Annotated in this window: 17 protein-coding genes; 4 read left to right on the top strand and 13 right to left on the bottom strand. The window is 47.8% G+C overall.

The window, feature by feature from the left end; genetic code table 11:
* Window positions 1-279: 279 nt before the first annotated feature.
* From DWY93_RS01740 to DWY93_RS01730, 5 genes are all read right to left on the bottom strand, one after another.
* Entirely contained in the window at window positions 280-465 is a 186-nt protein-coding gene (locus DWY93_RS01740) for a hypothetical protein (RefSeq protein WP_117471665.1), read from the bottom strand.
* Window positions 462-1,490: a hypothetical protein gene (locus DWY93_RS01735; RefSeq protein WP_117471664.1), complete on the bottom strand. Its 1,029-nt coding sequence runs from the start codon at window positions 1,488-1,490 to the stop codon at window positions 462-464. Before DWY93_RS01735 ends, DWY93_RS01740 begins: the two co-directional genes overlap by 4 nt.
* A gap of 101 nt (window positions 1,491-1,591) precedes the next feature.
* Window positions 1,592-1,729 (bottom strand): hypothetical protein, encoded by a 138-nt coding sequence (locus tag DWY93_RS17040; protein ID WP_181968469.1) that lies wholly within the window; start codon window positions 1,727-1,729, stop codon window positions 1,592-1,594.
* 12 nt (window positions 1,730-1,741) lie between these two features.
* Complete coding sequence (locus tag DWY93_RS17035) at window positions 1,742-1,903, bottom strand: hypothetical protein (protein ID WP_181968468.1); 162 nt, start codon at window positions 1,901-1,903, stop codon at window positions 1,742-1,744.
* Window positions 1,904-1,967: 64 nt separating this feature from the next.
* Complete coding sequence (locus tag DWY93_RS01730; RefSeq protein ID WP_117471663.1) at window positions 1,968-2,168, bottom strand: hypothetical protein; 201 nt, start codon at window positions 2,166-2,168, stop codon at window positions 1,968-1,970.
* A 194-nt stretch (window positions 2,169-2,362) separates the two neighbouring features.
* Between DWY93_RS01730 and DWY93_RS01725 the strand changes: the two genes are divergently transcribed.
* The 3 genes from DWY93_RS01725 to DWY93_RS01715 all read left to right on the top strand — a co-directional run bounded on the left by DWY93_RS01725 (window position 2,363) and on the right by DWY93_RS01715 (window position 5,463).
* Entirely contained in the window at window positions 2,363-2,839 is a 477-nt protein-coding gene (locus tag DWY93_RS01725) for a helix-turn-helix transcriptional regulator (RefSeq protein WP_117471662.1), read from the top strand.
* Between the two features lie 276 nt (window positions 2,840-3,115).
* Complete coding sequence (locus DWY93_RS01720) at window positions 3,116-3,949, top strand: DUF4236 domain-containing protein (protein ID WP_117471661.1); 834 nt, start codon at window positions 3,116-3,118, stop codon at window positions 3,947-3,949.
* Window positions 3,950-4,092: 143 nt separating this feature from the next.
* Window positions 4,093-5,463, top strand: a complete 1,371-nt coding sequence (locus tag DWY93_RS01715; RefSeq protein WP_117471660.1) for a recombinase family protein — start codon at window positions 4,093-4,095, stop codon at window positions 5,461-5,463.
* On the opposite strand, the gene DWY93_RS01710 is transcribed toward DWY93_RS01715, so the two are convergent.
* The 8 genes from DWY93_RS01710 to pstB form a co-directional block, all read right to left on the bottom strand.
* On the bottom strand, window positions 5,358-6,050 hold the full coding sequence (locus tag DWY93_RS01710; RefSeq protein ID WP_242990500.1) for an ABC transporter ATP-binding protein: 693 nt from the start codon (window positions 6,048-6,050) through the stop codon (window positions 5,358-5,360). The two genes, DWY93_RS01715 and DWY93_RS01710, sit on opposite strands and share 106 nt — an antisense overlap.
* A gap of 67 nt (window positions 6,051-6,117) precedes the next feature.
* A complete protein-coding gene (locus DWY93_RS01705) occupies window positions 6,118-7,884 on the bottom strand; it encodes an HlyD family efflux transporter periplasmic adaptor subunit (RefSeq protein WP_117471659.1) in 1,767 nt (588 codons plus the stop codon).
* A gap of 140 nt (window positions 7,885-8,024) precedes the next feature.
* Entirely contained in the window at window positions 8,025-9,191 is a 1,167-nt protein-coding gene (locus DWY93_RS01700) for an S-layer homology domain-containing protein (protein ID WP_117471658.1), read from the bottom strand.
* A gap of 280 nt (window positions 9,192-9,471) precedes the next feature.
* Window positions 9,472-9,813, bottom strand: coding sequence for a DUF2752 domain-containing protein (locus DWY93_RS01695; RefSeq protein WP_117471657.1), 342 nt, complete (start codon window positions 9,811-9,813; stop codon window positions 9,472-9,474).
* Window positions 9,810-11,021, bottom strand: a complete 1,212-nt coding sequence (locus DWY93_RS01690; RefSeq protein ID WP_117471656.1) for a homoserine dehydrogenase — start codon at window positions 11,019-11,021, stop codon at window positions 9,810-9,812. The genes DWY93_RS01695 and DWY93_RS01690 overlap by 4 nt, the downstream gene beginning before the upstream one ends.
* 4 nt (window positions 11,022-11,025) lie before the next feature.
* Window positions 11,026-11,472: an ACT domain-containing protein gene (locus tag DWY93_RS01685; RefSeq protein WP_117471655.1), complete on the bottom strand. Its 447-nt coding sequence runs from the start codon at window positions 11,470-11,472 to the stop codon at window positions 11,026-11,028.
* A gap of 435 nt (window positions 11,473-11,907) precedes the next feature.
* The gene (phoU, locus tag DWY93_RS01680) at window positions 11,908-12,570 is read right to left on the bottom strand and encodes a phosphate signaling complex protein PhoU (protein WP_117471654.1); all 663 of its coding nucleotides are present in this window, start codon (window positions 12,568-12,570) and stop codon (window positions 11,908-11,910) included.
* A 2-nt stretch (window positions 12,571-12,572) separates the two neighbouring features.
* Entirely contained in the window at window positions 12,573-13,334 is a 762-nt protein-coding gene (gene pstB / locus DWY93_RS01675; RefSeq protein WP_242990497.1) for a phosphate ABC transporter ATP-binding protein PstB, read from the bottom strand.
* Window positions 13,335-13,632: 298 nt separating this feature from the next.
* Between pstB and DWY93_RS01670 the strand changes: the two genes are divergently transcribed.
* Complete coding sequence (locus tag DWY93_RS01670) at window positions 13,633-14,904, top strand: IS110 family transposase (protein ID WP_117471397.1); 1,272 nt, start codon at window positions 13,633-13,635, stop codon at window positions 14,902-14,904.
* Window positions 14,905-15,017 lie beyond the last annotated feature (113 nt).

Here is a 15,017-nt window from a genome sequence, read left to right as displayed (position 1 = left end):
AGAAGTGGTGGTTCCTATCCCCCATCAATCCTGCTTATTATCTCCATACCAGCATATATATAAATTTATATATTTCGTAGGAATGTTAATACCCCATACAAGCCCGTTTAGCAGGGATAAAACCCGCTATTTTCAAGGACTTTTCAGCCCTAAAATGTTTGACTTGTAACCGCCAATATGGTATAATAAACATGTATTGAATTATTAACATATTGACTTTTGAAAAGCCTTTGATTTTGTGTTTCCGGCACAGCTTCAAAGGCTTTTTGCTTGCCATTTTTACAATGCTCTGTACAACTCTTTGCGGCTCTCACCGCACCAGATTTTCTTCCCATCTTCCGTCTGTACGGTCACTATTCCGTCCCTAAATCTGTACCCGGCAATTATCTTGCCCCGGTGCCATTTACCGTCAAAATAGATTTCCGCTGGTTGTCCCTCGACGTATGGGAAATTATCTGCGCTCATTCGTTCTGCGCTCCTGCGTGTGCTTTCGCACCCGCTTTCAGTAAATCAGTTACCAGTTCCCAGCTTTCCAAGAACAAAGCGGAACGGAACGAAACATTGCCGATGACGAGAGAACGGGCGCCGTACAAGTCCAGCGCACCAGCGCCACCGTAGGAAGTGTCGTCGAAACTCGAACCCCGGACAGGCACGGCTTCTTCAAGTTCGTTGTCTGCCCATATTCCGGCTGTTTCGTTCTTCCAGTCATGCGGTACAATTCCCAGCTTGTACGCAATTTCTGGCATTTCTTCCAGTTCTTCCAGCTGCAAGTCCTTAATATGGCAGCCGTCCCATGCCACTTCAACGTCTTCTTTGGTTGAAAGTGTCACGCCGTCGTTTCCGTATAATCGCAGTGGCTTTCCGTTTGCTGTCGCAACCTGCCAGTCTGGGGCTTCTGTCGTGTAGCCGTCCACTGCTGCGTCATTGTTCTTTGTATACTCAATAACGCCGTAGTGCAGGCGTAAGCCCGTTACCCATTCATAGAAATTGCCGCAAAGTCCGAACACGCCGCCTGCGGTTCCGTCATGTGACCATGTAAGCGGGTCAAGTCCGGTCAGTGTGCGTCCTCTGTCGTAATTCACGCCCTTTTCGTCCGGGTTGTCTGCATTTGCTCCATAATTGGTGTTGCCGCCTATTGTGTGCCCCAGTTCTTCTGCTTCATGCAGTAAGTAGACAAATTCTGCATTTGTCATAAGGTGCCAGCCGTCACCCTTTCTTGCGCAGGCTTTGGCTGCGTCATTCATGTTGATTGTGTGCTTTGGCTGCTGGAATGGCAGTGATACTGCAACGCCACCGTCCAGCGTATCAATCACGGTGTTGTGATACTGTGAAATAAGGATTGCCGGGACAATCTTATTTCTAATCTTGAACATTTCCGGCACGTCCTCTTCTTTGTACGTTCCCGGCTCCATGTAAAACATGGTCATGTAGTTTGGCAGTCCCAGTCTGTCTTTGACAATGACCGCTTTTTTCTTCACAAATTCTTTCATTTGCGCTTTTCCTCCTTGTATCTGGTATGATTTATTTTGAATAGCTTTGCGCTACTATTCACATTTTGACTTTTGAAAAACCTTTGGTTTGTGCCCAGCGCTTATGCTGACTGCTGCTTTTTCTCTTCCGGCTCCGGCTGCTTCACAGTCACGGTGACTTTTACGCCCTCCCGCTGTGAAATAATCATTGCCAAAGTGTCAAAGAAGCGCTGGGCATTGAATGTTCCTTGCACTTCCATTCCTGCCACCTCCTATGCCGTCTGTGGCTGTGGTGTGGTTCTCTGTCTTTCCTGCTGAATACCCAGCATATAGCCCAGAATGAACATTTTGTTGTCTTCATTCAACTGCTGGAACTGCTGTGCGGTCTTCTCAATCATTTCTTTTTTCTTATCTTCCATTGCAACTGCTGCCATGCTCGTTTCCTCCTTTTCTGTGTTGTGGTCCTCTGCTATAAAGTGACCTGCTGCCAGATTGACTTTATGCAGTCAATCTTGTTTTTTCTCTCACTTCTCTTTCCACCATTTCTGCCAGTGCGTTGAATTTCTTTCTTAAAATGTCCAATGTTTCTTCCGGCAGTCCGTCCACTTTCAAAATCAATTCAGCGTGTGCATTTGGTTCGTCTGTCGTGATTTCTCTTTTGTAAATAACTTCATTGCGTGTGCGCTCAACCTCTGCCATCTGCTGCCACCTCCGTTCTTTGTGTTGTCAACACATTTTCTTTTCCTCAACTTCTGTTGATATACAGATATTATCATTTTATTTTCTGTGTGTCAACACATTTTCTATATTTATTTTTCTTTTTTGTGTTGACTAACAGATTTTTGTGTTGTATATTAAAATCACGATAAGCAAAGAAAGGGGGTATCTATTCAATGGAAATTTATGAAAGAATACGTGAACTGCGAAAAAAGCATTTGAAAATGAGCATGGAAGTTTTCGGAAAGCGTCTTGGCGTTAGTCGTGACACTATCAATAATATTGAATTGAACCGACTTGCCAGACCAGACCAGAAAATGTCATTGTACAAACTTATATGTAGTGAATTTGGCGTAAGTGAAGAATGGCTGCTGAATGGCACTGGTGATATGTGGGACAATAAAGAAGCTGAATACGGCACTTTGATTGACCGTGTAATGACCGGGGAAAATGAATTTGCAAAAAACATTTTCAAGACCTTTGCGCTTTTTGATGAAAAAGACTGGGAAGCGCTGCAAGCTATGATTGAAAAATATCTTAATGTTGCAAATGCAGAAGCCGTGCCGGACTATGAAGACATACCGGACACGCCGGAAGAATTAGAAAAGCAGTTCCCGCCAGTAGAAAAAGACGGCAAAAGCGACGTTGGGTAGTCCCCCCTTAATGGGGACGCCCAGCAGCCCCGCTTTATTTGTATATTATTAGTTGTGTCGTACCTGTGAAGCTAAGATTGATATACATTGTTTTATTGCTGCTGTAATATATTGCATATATTTTATTGCTGCGGTGATATATGTATTTTTTTCTCATTATCTCCCACGACCTTTCTTTTTGCGGAAAAGCTGGGCGCTTCTCAATTATAAAGGTGTGGCACTCTGAAAAATACTGTCAAATACTGGCATTTTATTTTGTAAGAAAGGTGGTTTTGTATGGGATTACGTTTTAGAAAAAGTGTAAAAATTGCCCCGGGCGTCCGTCTTAATATCGGCAAGAAAAGTGTCGGTATCAGTGCTGGTGTCAAAGGGTATCGAAAAAGTATAAATAGTAGCGGTAGGGTCACAACCAGCATAGGAACCCCCGTTGCTGGTGTTTCTTATGTCAAGACTGAAAATTTGAAAAGTAAAAAGAAAAAGGCAGCCAGCAACCGTGCTTCGTCCACTGCTGCCGTCGTCAATTCCTCTGTTGTCACGCCTGCTTCTGTTTCTTCTAAGGTTCATAAAGCAGCAGTGCAGTCAAAAGAGAAATTGCCAAAGACCACGGCTGTTTTGCAGGAAAGACCAGACGCCAGCTTTGTTGTGTTCGGCGTCGTTGCTCTGGCTGGTGCCGTGTTCCTCTTTGCTTCTTCTCATGTTATTTTTTCCGTTGTCGCTGCTCTGTTCGGCGTCTTCTGTCTGTATAGCTTCATACACATAAAGCGACACCCAGAAGACCCACGGTACATCACGGAAGAACAGCTGACACGTTGGGGACAGCTGGTACACTCCGACGCAAAGACCGTTTCTCAGCTGCAAAAAGCGTCCGTTCCTGTTCTGGTTGATTTGAAGGAGCGTGCAGCGTGGCATTATAAGCAGGTTTCTTCCGTCAGTTTTGGTCCAGATATTTCATACTACGGTGAAGCCTTGATTGATGTACAAAACCAGATTGTCGCTTTGTCAGAATTTGTTATTTTGCAAGGTGATAGCCCTAAGCAGGATTTAGAAGAATATTCTTCTTTTGTAAGCAATAAAATAGCAACCTTTACCAACGATATTTTGAATGTCTAATATAAAAACACCCGCAGTGCTGGGAACACTCCGGGTGCGGTGCAAAGATATATCATACCAGATACAACATACCGTCTGCATTTATTATATTACCACCTGCGGACGGGAAATTAAAGGAAATTGACAAGAAATGTGGTGATATTGTGTATAAAAAAGAACTTGCCCCGGATTTAGTCCGGGTTGCTTTATATATCCGTGTTTCTGGTGAAGAACAGAAAATAAAAGGTCTTTCACTGGAAGCCCAGCAAGAACGACTGGAAGCATACGCAAGGGAACGTGGCTGGGTCATTGTTGGAATTTACATTGACGCTGCCAAAACCGCCAGAAAGAACATTCACAAAAGAACTGAATTTCAACGCATGATGGACAGCGTGAAGCGTGATGAAGTGGACATTTTGCTTTTTGCCCGCCTTGACCGCTGGTTTCGTTCCGTTGCTGATTATTACAAAGTTATGGAAATATTGCAGGCGCACAACTGCGACTGGAAGACCACTGATGAAGAGTACGACACGACAACCGCAAACGGGCGTCTGTATATCAATGTGAAGCTGTCCATTGCGCAGAATGAAGCCGACATAGACGGTGAAAGAATAGACGTTGTGTTTGACAGCAAGATTGCACACGGCACCGTTGTTTCCGGCTCTGCTCCGTTCGGCTTCCGTGTGAATGAAGAAAAGCGGCTGGAAGTCGTACCGGAAGACGCAGCCATTGTGCAAGACGCTTTTAATTATTTTGAAAACACAGTTTCCCAGCGGGCTACTGTCCGTTATGTCCGGGAAACATACGGCGTGAACTGGTGTGACGCCACGTTTCGGCGTATGCTGAAAGAAAAGCTGTACACTGGCGTGTATGACCGGGGCGGCAGATATAATGACCAGTTCTGCCCGGCAATCATAGACAGACAGCAGTTTGACCGTGTGCAAGCACTTCTGACACGCAACGTGCGTTCTGCTCCATCTGGCAAGGTTTATATTTTCACTTCCATTCTGACTTGTGCTGAATGTGGGCACAAACTTGTTGGCTACAAATCCAGTGATTATTTTTATTACCGCTGCAACCAGCATTTCCAGCGTGGGCGCTGCTCTCATAACCATTCAGCCCGTGAAGACGTCGTGGAACAATGGTTGTTTGAACACTTAGGGGAAGAACTGGAACGCTGCCAGCTTGAATGGGACGTGGAAGCAGCCAAAAAGAAAGCGTCCGTTGCCCGGACTGACAAAGCCGCATTGAAACGGAAGCTGACTAAATTAAAAGAATTATATGTGAATGACCTTATCGACATTGAAGACTATAAAAAGGACTATCAAATATATGTTTCTGCACTAAACCAGATACCGGAACCAGCGCAGGAAGCACCGCCAGACTTTGCAGCTGTGCGCAGGCTTCTTGATAATAGCTTTAGAACCATTTACGATACTTTGACCCGTGAAGAAAAACGCACGCTTTGGCGTTCGGTCATTAAAGAAATAAGGATTGACAATGACCAGAATATCACGGGTGTTGTTTTTGGGTAGTGTTGTACTAATTGAACACTACCCGTGGGCTCATCCGCCAGGATCAGGGACGGGTCCCCTGCGAGAGCCCGCGCGATGGAGACTCGCTGCTGCTGGCCGCCGGAAAGCTGGTTCGGAAGATTCTTCCATTTTTCGTCGAGACCGACCTTTTTTAAGGAATTCATGGCCCGCTCCCGCCGTTCTTTCTTGTCGTAACCGGCGTAAAGGAGCGGGAGTTCCACGTTCTCTAAGAGATTTAACTTTGGAAGCAGGTTATACTGCTGGAAGATAAAGCCGATCATGCGGTTTCTGATCTCCGCCAGCTCGTTGTCGGACATATCCGCCACGTCCTCGCCGCCGAGGAAATATTCGCCCTCCGTCGGGACATCCAGGGCTCCGATGATGTTCATCAGGGTTGATTTTCCGCTTCCGGATTTGCCGACGATGGCGACGAACTCGCCTTTGTTGATGGAAAGGCTGATGCCGTCGTTGGCGTGGACTTCCTCGTCGCCCATGTAGTAGATCTTGTAGATATTGCGCAGCTCTATCAGAGGTTCCTGCTTTTCCAACTTCTCATGAACTTTTGAAACTGCCTCTTCCTGTTTCATCGGCTCTTCTGCGGTATCTATTTGTATTGAGAATTCAGTCTTTTCCATACAATTTATCTCCTATACACTACTGGGATCTTCGTCCGCTGCCACCGTTGCTGCCGCCAGGACCTCCGTTTCCGCCAGGACCGCCCGGTGCGCCTCCGCCCATATCACCGCCAGGACCGCCCATGCCGCCCATCTGCATCTGATTGGTCTGCGTCGAGCTTCCGGAATCGGAGGAAATGTAGACCTCGTCCCCCTCAGAGAGACCGGAAAGGATCTCCACATAATCGTCGTTGATGATTCCAGTTGTCACCTGGACCGCCTCGAAGCCGTCCGGGACGTTGCTGCTGCCGGATTTTCCGGAGCCGGAACTCTTCTTCACATACACTCTGTTTCCACGCATCAGCGCGCTGGCCGGGATCACCAGCGCATTCTCAGAACTGTCGAGAATGATCTTCGCATCCACGTTCATGCCCGGAAGAAGACTTCCCGTATCGTCCAGAGTCACTGTCACCGGATAGTTTGTGACACCGTTGGAGTAGCTGCTCTGCAGACTCACATTTGTGACGGTTCCTGTGAATGTCTCACCTTCCACCGCGTCTGCCATAATCTCCACAGATTGTCCGACCTTGATGCTTGAGACATCGAGTTCATCCACGGACATCTCCAGTGTCATGGTGGACAGGTCGTAGATCACCGCCATGGTGGTCGTTCCGCTGGAACTCTTGGAGATCTTATCCCCAACCTTCGCGTTTTTCGTGATCACTGTCCCCGAGATCGGCGCTGTGATCGTGTAGTCATCCACGCTGTCCTGGGTATTGCTCAGTTTGTTCTCCGCGTTTTCCAGACTGTCATCTGCGCTCTCCACCGCGTCCTTGAATTCCTTTAAGTACTCTTCCGCCGTCTTCGCGGTCACCTGGAACAACTCGGAGTTTTTCTCCACATAAGAACCTTCATGAATCAGAAGGTTCTCGATCTCAAGGCTCTTGTTTCCGGAGATTTCCACGCTCAGGGTCGTCTCCGTCTTCGCCGTGAATGTTCCCTCGGCACTGCACACAAATCCGTCAACGGTCACGGATGCCGCGGTGTCTGTCGTGAGTCCGCCTGGATTTGATACCTCGACCGTCACGTTCTTCACGAGGCGTCCGCCGGAAAGTGTTTCCTCCATGCTGCTGACAACCGTGACGGTTCCGGAGATCTGCTCGCCGGTGTCCTCCAAAGTCACTGCCGCCTCGTCACCTACGTTGATCTCCGCCGCCTCGCCTGAGAGGAACGGGACTGTGATCTTCATAACGGAGTCATCATAGAGATCCGCGATCTTCGTTCCATTATTTACCTTATCGCCCTCTTTGATATAGAGAGTCTTGATATATCCGGACGCTGTGGAGCGGTATGTATTTCCGGCGATCCGCGCTATCTCCTCGGCGTAATCGGACTGTGCCGTCTGGGCACTCTCCTTCGCGCGCTGGAGACTTGTCTCTGCGGAGCTCAGGTCAGAGTCCATGGAAGACGCGTCGATCCGGTAGAGGATCTGGCCTTTTTCCACCACGTCGCCCTCCTCAAAGTTCGCCTCGATGACCTCGCCTTCCACCAGGGATGTCACCTCGTAGGTGTCCTTCGGTGACAGGGAGCTGGACGCCGTGAGCTCTGAACTGATGTCCGTCCGCTTCACTGTCGCCGTTGACACGGACTGGTCACCCTGACTTTTCTGGCTCGAGGTTTTTTTCTTATAGAGGAAAAATCCGCCAAGCAGCGCTGCCAGAACCACTATAAGCACGATCACGATCCTTCCGCTTTTTCCTTTCCGTTTTTTCCGCTTTTTCTCTACGTCCACCTTTTCGTTCTCCATACTCGTTCCTTTCCTGTCTATTGAAATCTTCCGCTTCTCTTAACTATGTTCCAGATCTGAATTTCCTTGCCTTAATTTTCTCACCCGCATTCCTTCTGCGGTATTTCTATTTCATGTATTATATGTATATTCGTAACTAATCAATAATCTCCAACAACATCTACAACCGTATAAGTCGCATTTTCGTCGCTTCCGCTCTTCTCCCACACGATTGCGATCTTGTCACCCACCTCAAACTCTCCGTAGACGGAGAACAGATACTGGAGCTCCGACCCGCTGATCTGGAACTCATCGCCCTCACCGCCGTTGTCCTGGTAATCGGTGTTTAAGACCACCTTCACCGGTGTGAACGGGTCGCTGGAATCGTAGTAGATTGCCTTGATCCGGCCCTCCGTGGCGCCTTTGTTCTCGCCGCCGTTGGAATAGGCGAAGATCATCTTTGTCTCCTCGTGGTAATAGATCACGGTGGCGTAATCGTTGATCTCGCTCTCATCGGACATCTCGCCGTTTAAAAACATGGTAGCGTCTTTCATGGAAAACGGAACAAGACTCTTTAAGTTCCGGCTGTCATTGTCTAAGATCTTCGGTCCCTTTAAACTGTTATCCAGGATCGAGGATGTGTTGATCTCGCCGTCGGAATTGTAGGTCAGGTCAAATACCTTGCTGCCATACTGGTTTCCTTCTTTTGTCTTCGCCTTCATCAGGTTATAGAACAGGTTGATGCAGTCTTCCCTCGTGAGGACCTCGTCAAGATCACGATAGATCCCAGAATCCAGGGACAGGGACTTGAACTTCGCAAGGCGGCTCTCCTGAAGACTTCCGGAGAAATCCTCGTTTGTGTATCCTAAGACTCCCAGGACTGCCTTGATGGCATCCCGCATCGTAACTCCCTCGTCCGGCTTAAAGTTTCCGCCGAGATAACCGGACATCCAGGAGTTCGTCGCCGCCGTGCGGATCGCCGCAGAATACTGGGATTTTGAGGAGACATCCGCGAATACAGATACGGTTCCCGCCGCGTTTGCCGCCTCCTTGTAGTCCGATGCCTTTACGAGGAGTTCCGCAAATTCACCTCTCGTCACATTCGCCTGGTAATTACTCGTCGTTATAATTCCAAGCAGGCTCACCGCTTTCTTCCTCATTTCAAATGTGGTGCTGGCCGCGTAAGCGTTCACCGTCATTCCGGCCCCCACCGCACAAACCGTCAGACTGACCGCTATTATCTTTCCTCTTCTCATTTCCGTTCTCCTTTCATCCGCCTTGACCGCCAGATCATCAGCCCCCTGCAGGTCATCTCTTTCCAGATCCATTGCCTGATTTCCATTGACTGCTGCGTACACTCGTCATCACGGGATCTTTGTACTTTTAAAGTACATATACTCCTGGTTCCTTGCATTTTTCTTACTGTTTATTACGTTTCTGCAATAAACTCTATCAGAAACTTGTGATTCCTCTGTGTTCGACCTGTGTTCAAACTGTGAAGGATGTCACACAAAACAGGGCATATCTGCGGCAAAATTGTGGCATGAAACAAAAAAGACCCAGAACAGATACCACTTTCGGTACCCGCTCCAGGTCTTCTCCCTATTCTCACACCCCCGGCAGCCGCCCGATCACATCGATCCCGGCGAACACCAGAAGTCCGTTTTTTATGATAAAATTTAAGATCACGATCCCCGCCGCTGCGTAAGCGATCCGGTCATCCAACTCCGGTCGGAATCTCCTGTTTCCCGTGGCAAAATACAGGATCCAGGAAGCCGCAGCCCACACAGCTACCGATGCCATATACGGCACCACCGGATGGTACAGAAAGCTTAGTACCGGATGCCCTGAAAGGAGTGCCCGGACGGCTCTCGTTCCCCCGCATCCCGGACAGTAAAGCCCGGTCATCATCTGAAACAGGCATGGCATCCGGAACCATGTCGGGATCATAATCTGGCTGCGATCTTCTGGCGCAGTCCACCGACCTTTGCTGCTGCCGAGTCGAACTCTCCCCCTGTCATCTCACCGGTCAGAACCGCGAACTCATCTGTTCCTTCCAGTGTCACAAATTTCACGTCACCGAAAGCTGCCGCAACGGCCTCTTTCTTTGCTCTCTCAGAACCCTCAAACCGTGCAAAGTACTTTCTGGAAAGCTCAGCCGCCGGATGTACCTCAAGCTTCTCGCTGCTCCAGCCGATCTTCTCCGGCTCATCGCCGAAACGGACTGCGGAGATCATATCCCCGACAACGGCACTGGCGGTCGGCAGTTTTCCTGCTCCGCTTCCATAGAACATGGACGCCCCCAGCATATTTCCCACAACAAGGATTCCGTTAAATACATCTGTCACCGCGTACAGCGGGTCTTTCGCGTCCACAAGGACCGGTGAAACCTCCAGATAGATCTTTCCGTCTTTATTCACGCTGGTTCCGAGGAGCTTGATCGCCGCCCCCATATGTGCCGCATAACTGGAATCCATGAAGGTGATCTTTGTGATTCCCTGGGTCGGGATCTCCTCGTAGTTCACTTCTTTTCCTGTCGCCACCGCGGTCAGGATCGCGATCTTTCTGCAGGTATCATATCCCTCAATATCCGTCTCCGGGTTGCGCTCCGCGTAGCCCAATTCCTGGGCGCGCCTTAACGCCTCCTCGAAGCTCCATCCCTCCTCATTCATCTTTGTGAGGATGTAGTTTGTGGTTCCGTTTAAGATACCGGAGATCTCCAGGATCTCCTCACCGCCGAGACACTCCACAAGCGGGCGGATGATCGGAATACCGCCGCCGACACTCGCCTCAAACAAGAAGCTGATGTTCTTTTCCGTAGCGATCCGGATCAGTTCTGTCCCATGGGCCGCAACCAGTGCCTTATTGGAAGTCACCACATGCTTTCCCGCGAGCAGGCAGCGCTTTACAAACTCGTAGGCCGGTTTTGTCCCGCCCATGGTCTCCACAACGATCCCGATCTCCGGGTCATTTATGATCTGTTCCACATCGTGGATCACAAGCTTCTCCACCGGGCTTCCCGGAAACTCCCTGAGATCCAGGATATATTTTACTTCGATCGGCTCTCCAGCTTTTTTTTCTACGCTTTTGCAGTTCTTATCAAGAACCTCATACACGCCGGAACCGATGGTTCCGTATCCCATAATCGCCGCTTTCATCCGTCTATTTCTCCACTCCTAAAATTTTCACATTCTGTACGCCTTTTAAGTGCTCGATCTCCTCAACCATACCGGCAACATTTCCCGTGTCGGAGAGGACTTCCACGCTGAGCGTTACCGTCGCGGATCCGTTTACCGGGATCGTCTGGTGGATCGTAAGGATGTTCGCGCGGTAATCCGCAACGATGTGGAGCAGGTCAGACAGAAGCCCCGGTTCATCCATCATCTGGATCACAAGAGTCACGGTCTTTCCTCTCGTGTTATCGGAAAACGGAAGAATATCATCCTTATATTTATAGAAGGAACTGCGGCTTAATCCCACCTGCTCTGCCGCCTCCTGCACTGTCAGTTTTTTGTCCGCCTCAAGCAGACGTTTCACCTCAACGACTTTTTGAAGGACTTCCGGCAGCGCTTTGTCACGTACCACATAATATTTGTTTTTTTTCTCCATATATCAGACCTCGCAAGCTAAAAATTTCTTTTTTATTACCGAAATCATACGTTTCATCGATTGCTCTGGCACGTTACCATATGTGCGTCCCAGAAAAACATGTGTACGCAAGAATCTTAGCATATTTTGGATACTTATGCAAGCAGATGTTCGCTGTCTGGCAAAATCCACAGTTATTGCGTTACTGTACACGCATGCGTGTACAGTAACGTGATTTTGCCGATGCTTCGCATTCCAAATCGGCAAAATCTGCTACCAGAAGTGTATCGTACGGAATTTTCAGTTCAGAAAATTCCTACCCGTGTACAGTAACGTTATTGCTCTTAAAACAAGAAGGGAGAACCTGCAGATCAGGTTCTCCACTTTTTTATTTCCATTTCGGATCGTTTTTACCAATTTTTCAGTTTTAATTCCAGTTTCAGAATTTTTCTCTTTTTACAGATGATCTTCCAGCTCACTGTTCCTATGCACCCCAGTGATCGCATACTCTGCCCACTCCGCGATATTTGTGGCGTGGTCGCCGATGCGCTCGTAGTATTTGGCGATCATGAGGATGTCCAGGATCTGTTCCTGGGTTGCCCCGCCGTTTAAGATGCCGTCTGCCAGTTCTTTCTTTACCTGGGAGAACATATCGTCGATCACGTCATCGTAGGCGATGACTTCCTTTGTCTTCCTGAGATCCTCGTTTGCGAAGCTCTCGATGCTCTCGCGGACCATGGACGCAACGGCTTTTGCCATCTCGCCGAGTCCTGTCGCCTTTACCGGCTCAAGAAGGTCTGCGGTCTTGATGATCTCCGCGATATCGCCCGCCTGGTCACCGATGCGCTCCAGGTCTGTGATCATTTTTAATGCGGAAGAGATCTTTCTTAAGTCACTCGCCACCGGCTGCTGCTCTAAGAGAAGCTTCAGGCACTTGCTCTCGATATCTCTCTCCTTTAAGTCCACGTTCGCATCGTCCTGCAGGATCTTCGCCGCCTGCTCCCGGTCCATGTTCGTCAATGCCTCGTAAGTCCCGTCGATCATTTTCTCGCAGAGCAGTCCCATCTCCGCCAGCATCTTATGCAGCTCTTCCAACTGCTTTAAAAACGCATCTCTCATAATCAGCCAAACCTCCCTGTGATGTAGCTTTCTGTCCGTTCGTCCCTCGGGTTCGCAAACAGATCACCTGTATTATTGTACTCGACGACCTCACCTAACAGAAAGAACGCTGTCTTGTCAGAGATACGCGCCGCCTGCTGCATGTTGTGGGTGACGATCACGATGGTGTATTTATCCTTCAATTCCATCGCCAGATCCTCGATCTTCGATGTGGAGATCGGGTCCAGGGCGGAGGTCGGCTCATCCATCAAGATCACCTCCGGCTCCACCGCCAGGGTTCTCGCAATGCAGAGTCTCTGCTGCTGTCCGCCGGAAAGTCCCAGGGCGCTTTTATTTAAGCGGTCCTTAAGCTCATCCCAGATCGCTGCCTGACGCAGGCTTCTCTCAACGATCTCGTCGAGATCTGCCTTTTTCGTGATTCCGAAGATCCTCGGGCCGTAAGCGATGTTGTCGTAGATGCTCTTCGGGAACGGGTTCGGCTGCTGGAATACCATGCCGACCTTGTGGCGCAGTGTGATGGCGTCCATATCCTTAAAGATGTTCTGTCCGTCAAGCTCCACTTTTCCGTCGATCTTTACATTCTCCACAAGATCGTTCATCCTGTTCAATGTCTTTAAAAATGTAGATTTTCCGCAGCCGGACGGTCCGATGAACGCGGTGATCTCATGGGCGCTGATCTGCATGTTGATGTCCTTAAGCGCATGGAACAAGCCGTAATGCAGATTCAGCTTTTCGATATCAAATTTCGGTTTCATATCAGTCATATATTTCTTCATTCCTTTCGCTTCGCTCAAGGCACAAACAAGTTATGAAAAATGTTGTGCCCCTCCACTTTTTGAATTATAATTCTTATATGGAATAGCAATACACTACAGAGCACGGGAGGAGGAGTGGCGATTTTTTTTCGACCCCGCATATATATATGTGCCGTCATCCTTACAAGCACAAACAAGTGGGACTTTGAGCCCGGACTCTTATCATTGGTAATAAACCATGTTTATTTAGTCGCAGGATGACAGTCAATGTTGCTATTCCTTTTTTATTTAAGGTGGTGATATACCTATGATGAAGTTAAAATACTCCATCTGCTGTGGGCTTGATGTCCACAAAAATGTTATCGTTGCAACTATCGTAACTACTAACTCACAAGGAATATCTGAATACCTTCAAAAATCTTTTTCTACCATCAACTCAGATATTCAAAAGTTTCACGACTGGCTTATTGAGAATAATTGTTATCACGTTTGTATGGAATCCACTGGAAAGTATTGGATTCCTATTTTTAATTATCTCGAAAACGACATTGAGGTGTGTCTTACACACCCTAAATACGTCAAAGCCATCAAAGGCAAGAAGACTGATAAAAAGGATTCCAAATGGATCGCTGACCTTTATAAATTCGATTTGGTCAGATGCTCCTTTATTCCTCCGAAGGATTTTCGCCAGCTTAGAGAACTCGCAAGATACCGCTTCAAACTGGTGTGTATGAAATCTTCTGAGAAAAACAGAATCCAAAACTGTATGACCGTTTCCAATATCGGCATTGCAAGCATTCTCTCCGACCCTTTTGGTAAAACAGCCACTGAGATTATGTCTTATTTGCTGGAACACACCTCAGAATCTATGGACGAAAAAGCAGTCCGTAAGCTCATCAAAAAAGGAGCAAAAGCAAAATCCGATGAAATCATTGAAGCTATCAAAGGTTACAATATCGAAACGGATCAGGCTAAAAAACTCGAATTGGCTCGTGCCCATTTGGATTATCTTGATGATATGATTACCCAAACAGAAGTGGAACTTTATGTTCGTATCAAGCCTTATTATGAGTTTGTTGAATTTGTTTCCTCTATGCCTGGCATGACCGAACTCAGCTCCACGATTATACTGGCAGAAATCGGTATCAACATGGATATCTTTGACGATGTGAAACATCTCTGCTCCTGGTGTGGGCTTTCACCGGCTAACAACGAATCTGCCGGCAAGAAAAAATCCGTCCGTATTGCAAAAGCTGGTGCCTATTTGAAACCTATGATGGTTCAGTGTGCTCTTGCAGCGATCAAAAACAAAAAGGAACCTTACTTTGCAATCAAATATGGGCGAATCAAGAAACGTCGTGGTCATAAAAAAGCCATTATTGCCATTGCACGAATGATGATGGTCTGCATCTACCACATGGTTTCCGAAAAGAAACCTTTCTCTCCTACGGATTACGAGGAATTGATGGACCCTCAAAATCATGTAGAGAGAGTTGTATTAAATGAAAACAATGTTTTCGCTTACCTTGAATCTCTTGGGTACGATAGTTCTCAGTTAGTAAAACGCAACGATTACTAATCTCTATTCTATAGTTTTTCAAATGGGGGAATTATGTCCCCTTATTTAAGTGCGTCTCAATTTCTGCTTTATTTTCACTCTTGTTTTCCTCTCTAAAGCTCTCATATGCCATC

It is taken from the genome of Clostridium sp. AF28-12 (genome assembly GCF_003435225.1).
GTDB classification, from domain to species: Bacteria; Bacillota; Clostridia; order Lachnospirales; family Lachnospiraceae; genus Pilosibacter; species Pilosibacter fragilis.
Note: the sequence above shows the minus strand (reverse complement) of the source record. Positions and strands in the feature narration are given on the sequence as shown.

Bases quoted from the DNA above. Each gene is read 5' to 3' on its own strand.
- DWY93_RS01740 (WP_117471665.1), bottom strand. From the start codon at position 465: ATGAGCGCAGATAATTTCCCATACGTCGAGGGACAACCAGCGGAAATC.
- DWY93_RS01735 (WP_117471664.1), bottom strand. From the start codon at position 1,490: ATGAAAGAATTTGTGAAGAAAAAAGCGGTCATTGTCAAAGACAGACTG.
- DWY93_RS17040 (WP_181968469.1), bottom strand. From the start codon at position 1,729: ATGGAAGTGCAAGGAACATTCAATGCCCAGCGCTTCTTTGACACTTTG.
- DWY93_RS17035 (WP_181968468.1), bottom strand. From the start codon at position 1,903: ATGGCAGCAGTTGCAATGGAAGATAAGAAAAAAGAAATGATTGAGAAG.
- DWY93_RS01730 (WP_117471663.1), bottom strand. From the start codon at position 2,168: ATGGCAGAGGTTGAGCGCACACGCAATGAAGTTATTTACAAAAGAGAA.
- DWY93_RS01725 (WP_117471662.1), top strand. From the start codon at position 2,363: ATGGAAATTTATGAAAGAATACGTGAACTGCGAAAAAAGCATTTGAAA.
- DWY93_RS01720 (WP_117471661.1), top strand. From the start codon at position 3,116: ATGGGATTACGTTTTAGAAAAAGTGTAAAAATTGCCCCGGGCGTCCGT.
- DWY93_RS01710 (WP_242990500.1), bottom strand. From the start codon at position 6,050: ATGAAACAGGAAGAGGCAGTTTCAAAAGTTCATGAGAAGTTGGAAAAG.
- DWY93_RS01705 (WP_117471659.1), bottom strand. From the start codon at position 7,884: ATGGAGAACGAAAAGGTGGACGTAGAGAAAAAGCGGAAAAAACGGAAA.
- DWY93_RS01700 (WP_117471658.1), bottom strand. From the start codon at position 9,191: ATGGATCTGGAAAGAGATGACCTGCAGGGGGCTGATGATCTGGCGGTC.
- DWY93_RS01695 (WP_117471657.1), bottom strand. From the start codon at position 9,813: ATGATCCCGACATGGTTCCGGATGCCATGCCTGTTTCAGATGATGACC.
- DWY93_RS01690 (WP_117471656.1), bottom strand. From the start codon at position 11,021: ATGAAAGCGGCGATTATGGGATACGGAACCATCGGTTCCGGCGTGTAT.
- DWY93_RS01685 (WP_117471655.1), bottom strand. From the start codon at position 11,472: ATGGAGAAAAAAAACAAATATTATGTGGTACGTGACAAAGCGCTGCCG.
- phoU (WP_117471654.1), bottom strand. From the start codon at position 12,570: ATGAGAGATGCGTTTTTAAAGCAGTTGGAAGAGCTGCATAAGATGCTG.
- pstB (WP_242990497.1), bottom strand. From the start codon at position 13,334: ATGACTGATATGAAACCGAAATTTGATATCGAAAAGCTGAATCTGCAT.
- DWY93_RS01670 (WP_117471397.1), top strand. From the start codon at position 13,633: ATGATGAAGTTAAAATACTCCATCTGCTGTGGGCTTGATGTCCACAAA.